This window comes from Psychrobacter sp. JCM 18901 (genome assembly GCF_000586435.1).
Taxonomy (GTDB): Bacteria; Pseudomonadota; Gammaproteobacteria; order Pseudomonadales; family Moraxellaceae; genus Psychrobacter.
In genome coordinates this window covers 15,370-28,102 of sequence record NZ_BAWH01000013.1, presented here as the reverse complement: position 1 = coordinate 28,102, position 12,733 = coordinate 15,370, and the positions used below count along the sequence as shown (strand labels likewise).

The 12,733-nt window shown below is 43.8% G+C and carries 4 protein-coding genes and 5 pseudogenes; 6 read left to right on the top strand and 3 right to left on the bottom strand.

Annotation, left to right across the window (positions count from 1 at the left end):
• Positions 1-47 precede the first annotated feature (47 nt).
• Positions 48-803, top strand: a complete 756-nt coding sequence (locus TT11_RS10270) for a YbjN domain-containing protein (RefSeq protein ID WP_261870367.1) — start codon at positions 48-50, stop codon at positions 801-803.
• Positions 804-913: 110 nt separating this feature from the next.
• Positions 914-1,817: pseudogene (locus tag TT11_RS10265) on the top strand (histone deacetylase).
• 45 nt (positions 1,818-1,862) lie between these two features.
• Here the strand turns inward: TT11_RS10265 and TT11_RS10260 are convergent.
• Positions 1,863-2,646 (bottom strand): annotated as a pseudogene (locus tag TT11_RS10260) (TSUP family transporter).
• Positions 2,647-2,714: 68 nt separating this feature from the next.
• Positions 2,715-4,114: pseudogene (gene coaBC, locus TT11_RS17290) on the bottom strand (bifunctional phosphopantothenoylcysteine decarboxylase/phosphopantothenate--cysteine ligase CoaBC).
• 128 nt (positions 4,115-4,242) lie between these two features.
• On the opposite strand from coaBC, the gene radC reads away from it, so the two are divergent.
• The 3 genes and pseudogenes from radC (at position 4,243) to TT11_RS10230 (ending at position 10,098) form a co-directional block, all read left to right on the top strand.
• Entirely contained in the window at positions 4,243-4,926 is a 684-nt protein-coding gene (gene radC / locus TT11_RS10240; protein WP_160023559.1) for a DNA repair protein RadC, read from the top strand.
• A 350-nt stretch (positions 4,927-5,276) separates the two neighbouring features.
• Positions 5,277-8,206, top strand: a pseudogene (locus TT11_RS10235) (acyl-CoA dehydrogenase).
• A gap of 515 nt (positions 8,207-8,721) precedes the next feature.
• On the top strand, positions 8,722-10,098 hold the full coding sequence (locus tag TT11_RS10230) for a dicarboxylate/amino acid:cation symporter (protein WP_101206037.1): 1,377 nt from the start codon (positions 8,722-8,724) through the stop codon (positions 10,096-10,098).
• 116 nt (positions 10,099-10,214) lie between these two features.
• On the opposite strand, the pseudogene TT11_RS10225 reads toward TT11_RS10230, so the two are convergent.
• Positions 10,215-10,969, bottom strand: a pseudogene (locus tag TT11_RS10225) (TSUP family transporter).
• Between the two features lie 453 nt (positions 10,970-11,422).
• Here TT11_RS10225 and nhaA point away from each other — a divergent pair.
• Positions 11,423-12,637 (top strand): Na+/H+ antiporter NhaA, encoded by a 1,215-nt coding sequence (nhaA, locus tag TT11_RS10220; protein ID WP_261870357.1) that lies wholly within the window; start codon positions 11,423-11,425, stop codon positions 12,635-12,637.
• The last annotated feature ends 96 nt before the right edge of the window (positions 12,638-12,733 follow it).

The following is a 12,733-nucleotide window of genomic DNA, read 5'->3' as shown; positions in this document are numbered from 1 at the left end:
GAGTCAACGCAATAAACTCAGCTTATGGCAAAAAAATCAAACGGTTATTGACTGCTTCCGCACCGCAGTCAGTCATCGATGGTGCAAGCGAGCAAGGGCGTGCATTACTTGCTGACAGCGAGGTTAATAATACAAAAAATATATCAGCTGATATTTCTGATATCTCTCATGAGTTAGAGGCGAATCAGGGCAGCAAACAGGATAACGCTCAAGCACAAGCAAATACATCTCAACTTAAAACCGATAGCGCAAATGCAGAACCTCAAAACCAAAGTGACACGCCCATTGTTGACTGTTTAAAACAATACTTCAATGACAAACAATGGCACTACACGCATTATCGACCCAAAACCAACGACAGCCAAAAATCACATCATTTATCCTTGAGAATGCGTCATAAGCAAATAAATTGTGGCTATCTGTTTCGGGTGCAAGAAAAAAACAAACTACTGGCCATCTATGGCATCTTGCCATTTTTGATACCAGAAACTCATCAAAGCGCTGCGATGCTACTTATCACCCAAATCAACTATGACATGCTAGTCGGTAATCTAGAAATGGATGTCAACGATGGTGAGATACGCTACAAAAATGCTATCGATGTCGAAGCAGTTGGTATAGATAATGAGATTATTGAGCATTTACTACAAAGCGTGGTCGCGATGACCACGGTTGCCAACGAGCTATTTGGCAACTTGGTCAATAATCAAGACCCTGCTGAAGACATGCAAACGCTACTTGTCGAGCTACGTCAACAGTCAGACGCGCGCACGTTCTTTTTGCCGACTCAGTTTGTTCAATAGCTCAGTTCGTTCGATAAACTGGTTGTTCAATCAAGCCATAATCCGCGATAGCTGATACTTATCTCTTTATTTTTCTATCCAAAAACCATTAATACTAAGCTAGAATTCTTATGCTAAAAATTGCCTACTCTGACGTCTTTCGCTATTCCGTGCCAGAAAAACATCGCTTCCCCCATGCAAAAGTACACTATGATTCCTGAGCGCTTACTGGCAGAAGGCACTATCAGCCAAGATAACTTCTTTGCCCCTGCTCGCTTAAGCAAGATGAGATTTTGACCACGCATACCGCAGAGTACTGGTATCAGCTTAAAACTCAAACACTGCCGCGCAAGGCTGCTCGTGCGATCGGATTTGAGATGACCCCGCAGCTGGTGGAGCGCGGTCGTTATATTGCCCATGCAACGTATGAATGCGCGCTATATGCTCAGCAATATGGCGTGGCGATGAATGTTGCAGGCGGTACTCATCACTCCTTTGCTGGTCATGGAGAAGGGTTTTGTGTCTTCAATGATGTTTGTATCGCTAGCAACTTACTACTAAATCGTGGACAGGCACAGAAGATTTTAGTTATCGATTTGGATGTTCATCAAGGCAATGGCAACGCCAGTATCATGGCAGATGAACCACGCGTTTTTGTTTTTAGCATGCATGGTGCAAAGAACTACCCGTTTCGTAAGCAAGTATCAGACTTAGATATTGAGCTAGACAATGATACTGGCGATGCTGAGTATTTACAGATATTAGAAGATACGCTGCCACGCTTAATCGCTGAGGTTGCGCCAGATATGATTTTTTTATCAGTCTGCAGTCGACGTGCTCGCTACCGATAAGCTCGGCAAACTTGGTTTGACACAAGCAGGATGTAAGGCGCGTGATGAATACGTTCTGCAGCAAGCAAAAACCGCCAATATCCCTGTCGCTATCGTGATGGGTGGCGGCTACTCAGAAGATATCGAAGACGTGGTCGAAGCGCATTGTAATACCTTTCGTTTGGCACAGCAGATATTTTTTTGAAGAATTGGTCTAATAAGATATCGCTGAAAAGGCTTATATCTTTAGCTATAACAATGCGGTAATGCCTTGCCAACCCACACGTATTCCAAGCACGATTAAAATCAATAAAATAAGCTGACGAAAATGCGCTTGCGGTAAATAGCGACGCAAACGGATTCCAACCAAAAGAGTCACTATAGACAGCACACTCAAAAAAAGTAATCAGCTGCCACTCACCACTGCTCAGTGCCATGATAGGCTCACGCAACACGATAATTTGAGCAACCTTTCCTAAGAAATAGCACATGTTACCGACTTTGGCGATGGTGTTTTTATCGTCACTAGCAGACAATAAATACATCATCAGTATGGTCGACATTGCATTGGTCGAGCCGCCGATGACGCCTGCACCAAAACCAACGGCAATCAACATAGGCTTGGTGTTTGGTAGACGGATTTGTTTGCCGAGTAAGCTACTCACAACGTAGAAGGCAATGACCGCGGCCAACAATAAGAGAATATAAGCGCTATCGACCCATAGCAAGAGTTTAGCACCTAAAATGCTACCTAGTAAGCTAGTAAGCGCAAGCAACCAATAGTGTCTGCCGTAGTAGATAAGGTTTTGCCAAATGGTGCGTTCACCGCCTACTAGCCAGGTCATCACATTAACGACTAGCGAGGGAAAAATCACTAACACAATGGCGTGTTGCAATGGGTACATACTAGCAAGCGCAGTGGTCGTCACTAGCGTTGCGCCAAGTCCGCTAATACCATGCAGCAGTGATGCAAGCGCAAAAATGACCGTCAGCACTAGCATTTGAGTGCTATCGTTACCAGCTATATTCATCATATCGGTCACACCATTTTAGGCTCAGCATCCATATCTACACGCTATCTACACGCTTTGAAACTGTGGCTTTAGCCATTTTGACGTTGATTGATTACTTGGCCGATAATACCTGCTAACTGCTCAGCAATTTTATCTTTACTGGTCTTCTCAAGTGTTACCGCGTCACGCTCATAGTGCTCAGAGAAAAACACCTGCATCGCATTGTCATCACTGGCAAAACCGATATCTGCACGTGAGACATCATTGCAAGCAATCATATCCAAATCTTTTGCGACCAATTTACCACGGGCATAACGCTCAACATCTTGCGTCTCTGCTGCAAAACCAACGACAAATAGCTCTGGATGTGCCAAAGAAATCGTCGCTAGAATATCAGGATTTTTAACCAAACTGAGCGTCATGGCATCTTGTGTCTTTTTAATTTTTTGCGGTGCAGCTTCTTCCGTACGATAATCTGCCACGGCGGCGGTCGCGATAAAAATATCTGCTTTCACAAATTGGTTGTCATCGTAAGACTGTAGCGAGTCATTATTGTCATTATGGTCGCTTACATCATCATCACCGCAACCACAGTCGCCATGATGATGCTCGTGAGAATGGTTATGAGAGTGATCGTGTTCATGAGAATGGTCATGCTCATCTTCAAGGACAAATTGAAGCTTGCTATGCGTACCTTCCACACATTGCTGCGCGGCTATCAGCATATCTTCGGCAGACAGCACATCGATTCGTGTGACATTGAGCGGCGTGGGCAATGCCACTTTACCACCAGAGATCAAGACAACGTCTGCACCAGCAGCCACGCAGCGCGCGCCAATGCAAAGCCCATTTTTCCTGAAGAGTGATTAGACAAATAACGCACAGGTCAATCGCTTCTACGGTTGGACCTGCGGTAATGACTACTCTTTTGCCTGCCAACAATTGCGGCGTCGTATTCATCGCTATGAACAGCAACACCTCATCCAATAACTGCTCAGGCTCAGGCAATCGCCCTGCTCCGACATCACCGCACGCTTGCTCACCGCTAGCTGGCTGGATAATCTGATAATTCATATCGCGCAATGTTTGCACGTTTAGGTTGACTGCCGGATGTGCCACATCTGCTGATTCATGGCAGGAGCAATAATGACAGGCGCTGTAGTGGCAAGCACACTGTAGTCAATAGATCATCAGCCATACCCATGGCCAGACGCGCAAGCGTATTGGCTGAAGCAGGTGCAATGACGATTAAGTCGGCCCACTTGGCCAGCTCAATATGCCCCATGCCTGCCTCTGCCTGCTCATCGAGCAACGACACGTGCACCTCGTTACCCGTCAACGCCTGTAGAGTCAGCGGTGTGATAAATGCTTGTGCACCTGTCGTCATGATAACGCGCACATCAAAGCCTGCCTTAACTAACAAGCGGGCAAATATAGCAGATTTATAAGCGGCGATACCGCCAGTAATAGCAAGCACAATATTGGACATAAGCGTGGCATCAACAAAAAAAGTGAAAAGATAAAATTGCGCTTATAGTAACAATTATGAGATAAATTGGGTAAGATTTTCCGTATCTATCTCAGATAACAAGTATCAACCATTTTCAAGGAGTGACCATGGCGATCAAAGACTGGCATGAGGATGACAGGCCACGCGAAAAACTTTTAAAATTTGGTGCAGCTCATTTGTCTGACGCCGAGATACTGGCCATATTTTTGCGTACGGGTACTCAGTCTCAATCAGCGATTGAATTAGCGCGGCATTTGATTGATCAGTTTGGTAGCTTAGCCGAGCTATTAGCCGCCCCTCAAAAGACGGTTCTTGCCTGTCATGGTATGGGCCCTGCAAAGTACGCCCAAATATTAGCCTCACTTGAGATGGGTACGCGCTATCTGGACAGTCAACTCAAAACTGGGCAAGCACTCGGCCGTTCACAAGCAGTCAAAGACTATATCAGCACCCAGTTGCGCGGCGAGCACCGTGAAGTATTTGCGGTACTCTGTCTAGATAATGCGTTGAACCTTTTAAACTTCGAGATATTATTTACAGGTGGCATCTCATCATGCTCGGTATGCATCAAGCACGTACTTCGGCATGCACTAAGCCATGCTGCTAGCCAACTTATCATCGCCCACAATCATCCTCATACCGATGCCAAGCCATCGACCGCTGATAACTTACTGACCTATGAATTAAAAAAAGCCTGTGACCTGTTAGATATCTCGCTTGTCGATCACATCATCGTCGGACGTAACGACACTTTGTCTTATGCCGAAAGCTGCCTTGCCCCTTTTGGTTAGCTCTTTGGCAAGTTTTCGATAATATTTAGTTATGTAGCCCACGTGTCTGTTTGGAAAACCTGCAAACAATTATGTTTGATACATATCATCGACAGAGCGTAGCATTTTGGCTCTTGATAGTTATCGACAACTGTTTCATATTAGTAGCCATTCTTGTCATTTATTTGTCAATTACTTACTAGGGCGTTAATACTAGTACTTAAGAGACGTAAAACCGAGCATTTATGAATTAACAAATCATTAGATTTACTTGTAAGACACTAAATGGCAAGACGAAAAACAATTATAGTTAGCTCTTTCATTTACGTATTTTTCGCATTTTTTTATTCAGCACTTTAAAGGAGATAGTCATGGCAATTGGCTTGTTTATTTTGGCAGTCATCATTCAGTTAGCCGTGGTCTTGGCCATCTTTTTGTTGTCCTTATCACGGGTCACCGGTAGCATCGTCGCCTGATTACGGTTATCGTCACCGCAATTATCAGCCCATGGTCGCTCATTTTGGGTATACCAATGGCATTACTGTGCTTGGTCTTACTCGTTGCACCGCTTCGCCAATCGTTAATTACTAAGCCTGTTTATAAGGCGCTAGGCGGTGCGATGCCGAGTATGAGTGATACGGAACGTGAAGCGCTTGATGCGGGTACTAGTTGGTGGGAAAAAGAGCTGTTTATGGGTGCGCCAAACTGGGATACCTTTGCCAATTATCCTTATCCGCAGCTTTCGGAAGAAGAGCAAAGTTTCATCGATAATGAAGTAGAAACTTTATGTGCCATGCTTGATGAATGGCAAATTCAGCATAAAGATAAAGACCTATCACCTGAAGCATGGCAATTTATCAAAAGTAATGGTTTCTTAGGTTTAATCATTCCAAAAGAATTTGGCGGCTTAGAATTTAGCTCTTATGCGCAAAGTCGTGTAATGAGCAAGATTGCTTCGCGCTCGCCGACTGCCGCTGTAACCTGTATGGTTCCCAACTCGCTCGGCCCTGGTGAGCTATTGATGCATTACGGTACAGACGAACAAAAGCAGCGCTGGTTGCCAGGTCTTGCAAAAGGTGATGAAGTGCCTTGCTTTGGTTTGACTGGGCCTGAAGCTGGCTCTGATGCAGGCGCGATTCCTGATACAGGTGTGGTCTGTTACGGTATGCACGAAGGCGAACAAGTGCTTGGCCTGCGCATGAACTTCTCTAAGCGCTGGATTACCCTAGCACCTGTCGCTACTGTTGTTGGCTTAGCATTCAAAATGCACGATCCTGAAGGTCTGCTTGGCAATCTTGAAAAAACCGATTACGGCATTACCTGTGCCCTCGTTCCAGCTAATCACGAAGGTGTGGTAACAGGACCACGTCATAATCCAATCGGCTCACCATTTATGAATGGTACAGTCGATGGTAAAGACGTCTTTATCCCACTAGATTATATTATTGGCGGTGTCGAGAATGCTGGTCGCGGCTGGCGTATGCTGATGGAGTGCTTGGGCGTTGGTCGAGGTATCTCTCTACCCGCTCTGTCGACATCAGCCAGTGAAATGACTTACCTATCTGTCGGCGCATTCGCCAAAGTTCGCGAACAGTTCAAGATATCCGTAGGTAAGTTTGAAGGTGTACAGGACGCTACTAGCCGTATGGCGAGTAACACTTATATGTTAGAAGCGTTCCGTCATTTGGTCACTTGCGGATTAAACCAAGGTGGCACGCCATCTGTTATGACGGCCATGGCAAAATACTATGCGACTGAAACCATGCGTAGCGTCGTCAACGACGGTATGGATGTGGTCGGTGGTCGTGCTGTGCAAATGGGTCCACGCAATTTCTTAGCGACACCTTATCAAGCGATTCCTGTTTCTATCACTGTCGAAGGCGCCAACATTTTGACCCGCTCGCTCATGATCTTTGGTCAAGGTGCGATGCGTTGTCATCCTTATTTATTCGACGAGCTTCAGTTACTACAGAGCGAAGATAAAGCGGCTGCCACTGAAAAATTTGATACCCTTTTCTTTAAGCATTTAGGCTACACGTTTAACCGTGGTGCAAAAGCTTTTGTCGCAGGTTACATCGGTGGTAGCGATAAGGCGCCGAATTTCGCAGATGCCTTTACCCGTCCCTATTACAAACATATTAACCGTCTAAGTGCGAGCTTTGCCCTAACTGCTGACATGGCCTTAGGACTACTAGCAGGGGATTTAAAACGTAAAGAGATGCTCTCTGGTCGCTTAGCAGACATCCATAGTCATTTATTTATTGCGACTGCTATTTTGCAATTCTATGAGCATGGTAGTAAATCAGAGTCTGAGCGCTTACATGCCGAAGTTGCGCTACAAAACAGCTTGTACACGATTCAAGAAGCCTTTTTGTCATTCTTTGCCAACTTCCCGAATCGTATGGCAGCCAATGTGGTTAGCTTTGTGACTTTCCCAAGTGGACGTATCTTCACCCCAGCAAGCGATGAGTTAAAACGCCAGTTGGGTGATACTTTCATGGATGACTTTGCAGCCAACCCGTTCCGCGATTATCTGAAAACCATGGTTTATTACAACACAGATGCAGACGATGTAACTGGTCGTATGGAGCATGCTTATCAGACGTTGGTCGAAATCGAACCGTTGTGGCAGAAGTTCAAAAAGGCAGAGCATCAAGACAGCTTTGAAGGTCTAACCTTTGAAGACCATGTGGTACATGCCAGTCAAAATGGCGGCATTACCGAAGAAGAAGCAGAAGTGCTGATTCAATATAACGCCATGCGTTTTGATTCATTATTGACTGATACGTTTGACGAGCATTTATCGGAAGCGCTAGAACGTGACAATCCGCATGCGCTTGAAAATGCAGTTCATCAACTGACTGATTACGCACAGCTAAAAAGACAAGCTCAGAGTAAAAACGGTATCGCTGTGGATACCGATGCAGCTGCCGTTGATGAGCTAGCCACTAACGAACCAGCTATTAAATATCTAGACAGTACTGCAAATACAGACAATCATACTGGTGATGCCAATCCTAATCATGGTTATGAAAGTGATGGCGATGTAGAGTTGGTCAGTGAGCAAGATACTATCAAAGAAGTAAATTCGCAGACAGATTTTGAAGAGTCAGAGCCTGAAGTAGAGGCACTCGATCATCGCCATCGTGATGCTGAATCACATCTTAACGAGCGTATGGGCAATAATCATAATCGTCATATTACACCACCTGACGAGATCAATACTGAAGTAAGTGATAATGATATCAAACCTTTAGAGCGCCAATCACCCTCATCACGCGAAGAAGACGATAAGGCTTAATAGTCTATTTTGTTTTTAATATTGCTATTAGAAACTGAGTATTATTAGATTTTATAGTAAAATTTTTACTTTTTATTAGCCGGATTATCTATAAATGATAGTCTGGCTTTTTTAGGTCTATTGGAAATTTCAAGCTTAATTAATCATATTCTTTTCTTTACATTTCGATAATTTGAAATCAATGGTTCAATATCAATAGTTTGACATATTTGCTTACCCTAAAAACTCTTTCATAAATATTTTGTTTCATATAGGAAACAAACCGTTTAGAATAAATATTGACTATATTATGGGCACATAGTTGTAACGAGGAATGTACATTTAGAATAAAAACAGAAAAAAATCTTGCAGTGCCCTTAGCTATTCTTTTATATTGTCCACGAAAATGTGACATCGAGCGACAATCACGGGAACTTAATAGTCATAACAAGCTTTGTAGTAAGGCTGATAAGTACAATCATGTTGGCTACTGAACACTTACTATAAAGCTGTTATGCACACAAAGGATATGAATTATGTGGAAGAATTTGGGACTGACGGGCAAGATCATTGTTGCCATGGTGCTCGGTATTGGACTGGGCCTATTTCTAAACTACTCAGGATTGAACGGCGAAGGTGGCTTTGTTAATACTTATATCACCAATGGCTTCCTTGCCATTGTTGGTAAACTATTTGTCAACTCGCTAAAAATGTTGGTCGTACCTTTGGTGCTTATCTCACTGATTTGCGGTGTATGCGGTATTGGTGATATTCGCCTACTTGGACGTATTGGTACCAAAACGTTCATTATTTATATGATAACCACTGCACTCGCTATTGCGACTGCGATTGGTCTTGGCTCACTATTCGGTATCGGTAAAGGCATGAATATCGGAACGGAAGCCGAGTTTGAAGCTGCGTCAGCGCCGCCTCTACTTGATGTGTTCTCTAACATTATCCCATCGAACCCCATCAGCGCGATGGCAAATGGCGATATGTTATCGATCATCTTCTTTGCTATTTTGATCGGCGTCAGTATCTTGATGGTCGGTAAACCTGCCAAAGGCTTAGTGCAGAGCCTAGAGCTAATCAACGAAGTCATCTTAAAGATGGTCACGATCATTATGAACCTTGCACCATATGGTGTATTTGCGCTATTAACCAAAGCAATGGCAGAGCTAGGTTTAGACTTGATTTGGTCACTACTTGGTTATGTCGCGGTATTGGTCGGGTCATTGGCCTTCCACTTCTTTATCACCATGATGATTGTACTAAAAGTGTCTTCAGGCTTGTCTATCAAGACGTTCTTGGCAAAAATGCGTGAAGTACAGATCTTTGCTTTTAGTACCTCAAGCTCGAACGCGACGATTCCTATTACCTTGCGTACGGTTACTAAGCGTATGGGTGTAAACAACTCAGTTGCGTCGTTCACTGTTCCTTTTGGTGCTACCATCAATATGGATGGTACGGCTATCATGCAGGGTACTGCGACCATCTTTATTGCCAACATTTACGGCATTGATTTAGGCGTGACCGAATACTTAACCGTTATCTTGATGTCAGTACTGGCGTCTGTTGGTACGGCTGGTGTGCCTGGTGTTGGTCTAATCATGCTGTCTATGGTATTTGCTCAAGTAGGTCTACCAATCGAAGGTATCGGTCTAATCTTGGGTGTGGATCGTATCCTTGATATGTTACGTACTGCTGTAAACGTCGGTGGTGATGCTGCTGTAACTACTATCGTGGCAAAATCAGAAGGCAAAATGGATCTGGCTATTTACAACGATCCTAACGCTGGTGCAAAAGACGTATTTGATGGTCATATCGATGAAGACAATGAGCGTGAGTTCTCTGAAGTCTTTAGTGATGGCATCATGGGTAGTGAATACGATGATGTCGATCGTCGCCGCTAACCACGCTTGCTAGATAGAAGTGCATAAAATAAAAAACCTCAGTCAAATTGGCTGAGGTTTTTTATGATCAATAATCAGTAAATAATAATGGTTGATACGGTTCTATCAACAACTAATTAGCCAAACACGTACTTGGTCAACATTGCCAGACAGACCAGTACAATCACTGGACGAATCAATTTGCTACCGCCTTTAACTACCATATGTGAGCCAAAATAGGCACCGATGGTTTGTCCAACCATCATCGCTAGCCCCACTTTCCACAGTACGTTACCACCCAAAATAAAGAAAATTAGCGAGCCAATATTGGTCGATAAATTCAACACTTTAGCCGCACCTGTTGCTTCGATAATTTGACGACCACGTAATGCCACATTGCCAAGCGCAAAAAACATACCAGTACCTGGGCCAATATAACCATCATAAAAACCAATCAACGGTGCCACGACTTTTTGCCATTTGCTCTCTGAGATACGCGGTGCAGCCTCTACTTCGCCAAGCCTAGGGCAAATAATGTATAGATACCGATAGCCGCGATTAAAAACGGAATGACCTTTTCAAGCAAGTCAGGTGGTGACATCTGTACAGCGATGGTACCGATAACGGAACCAATAAAAGCGGCGATGATAGCTACTTTGATACGTTGCGGTTTGACGACTCCTTTTCTAATCATAGTAATAGACGCCGCTAGTGCGCCTGATGCCGCTTGCAGTTTATTGGTGCCAAGCGTCAATACTGGTGGGATGTTGGCCAGTAGCATGGCAGGGATAGTCAACAACCCGCCGCCGCCAGCGATAGCATCAATAAATCCTGCCAATGCGGCCACCGCAGTAAGCATTAAAATAATCTCTAACGAGAAAGTTAAGTCCATGACACTGACCTGCAAAATATTATAAGAAGAGAAAAGGAGTTCTGAGATAAGGCTAAAATATCGTTATCGATAAGCTGACAGCTTACCAGTGCTAGCAAAAGAAATAATGACATGTCGCACAGCGCTGCTCATTATAAAGATAAAACCGTAAAAAAAGCCAAAAACGTAACAAAGTCTGCTAAATTTGTCTAATAACATTCCGAATATGCTCAGCAAAATAGCGACTTATTAAAAAGATGTAACGACTTACAACTATTGTGCTCGTCAAATCCTCTTTATAATATTGCTATTGTGAATATAAAAAAGTAGACCGTTGGCACTGGCTCAACGTATTTTGTTGTCTATATTGATAAGAGTATGAGAAACTGTTTCTGTCTATTTGCTACCTCAAAATTATAGGTAGCGCAGACATTGATGGATATTTGAGATTATTTAGTAAATTGTACTTAGGAGATGAGGATAATATGGCAATACGAAGGATTAAGGCATTTTTTTGAATTTGAGGCAGCGGGCGGTATCGTCTTAGCATTGGCTGCCGTTGCTGCAATGATCATTGCCAACTCCCCTCTTAATGTTTGGTACGAAGGTTTTATTCATGCACCAGTCGCCATTCAGATTGGTGAGTTTGCGATTGCCAAAGACGCTCATCACTGGATTAACGATGGTCTGATGGCGGTTTTCTTTTTCTTGGTTGGATTAGAGCTTAAGCGTGAAGTACTCATCGGTGAGCTGTCCAACGTCAAGCAGATAATACTGCCAGCAGGTGCCGCATTGGGTGGCATGATTATGCCAGCGATTGTCTATCTGCTCTTTAACTACAATGAGCCTGAGTTTTGGAAAGGTTGGGCCATTCCTGCGGCTACAGATATTGCCTTTGCACTCGGTATTTTGAGTCTCTTAGGTAATCGTGTACCTAACTCTTTAAAGGTATTTTTGGTCTCTATTGCTATCTTCGATGACATTGGTGCGATTCTGATTATCGCTTTGTTTTATACCAGTGAGTTGTCGTTAGAGTCATTGGCAGTAGCTGGTTTATGTTTGCCGTTCTTATATGTTCTTAATCGCCGTAACGTCACCAATATCACGCCATATCTACTCATCGGTCTGATCATGTGGATTGCCGTACTCAAGTCTGGTATCCATGCAACATTGGCAGGTGTGGTATTAGCACTGTTTATCCCGATGTTCGATCGTACTGATCCTGAGCACTCTCCGCTTGAAGAGCTAGAGCACGATCTACACAATACCGTCGCCTTTGGTATTTTGCCAATCTTTGCTTTTGCCAACTCGGGTATCTCGCTCGAAGGCGCAGGTTTTGCTGAGCTATTCCACTCAGTGCCGCTAGGTATTGCTGCTGGTTTGTTTATTGGTAAGCAGTTAGGCGTCATGTTCATGTGTTGGTTAATCTTTAAGCTTGGTATCTCAACCATGCCAAAAGGTATGGACTATAAGCAAATCTACGGTGCAGCTCTATTGTGTGGTGTTGGTTTTACCATGAGTTTGTTCATTGGTGGCTTGGCGTTCGCTGGCGACACCACTATGTTTGATGAGCGCTTGGGTATTATCATGGGTTCAATCGTCTCTGGTATTGCTGGTTACATCATGCTAAAAATGAGCTTAAAAGACAATGCTAGTGGTACATCGGTCGACTTGACTCGCCCGCATTAATGAATACCCTTGAGATATAGAGTAGCTTATGGTGGTATTGCTTAATATTGATCCCACTTATAAGCTGCTCTATTTTATTTATATATGCGTTATCGA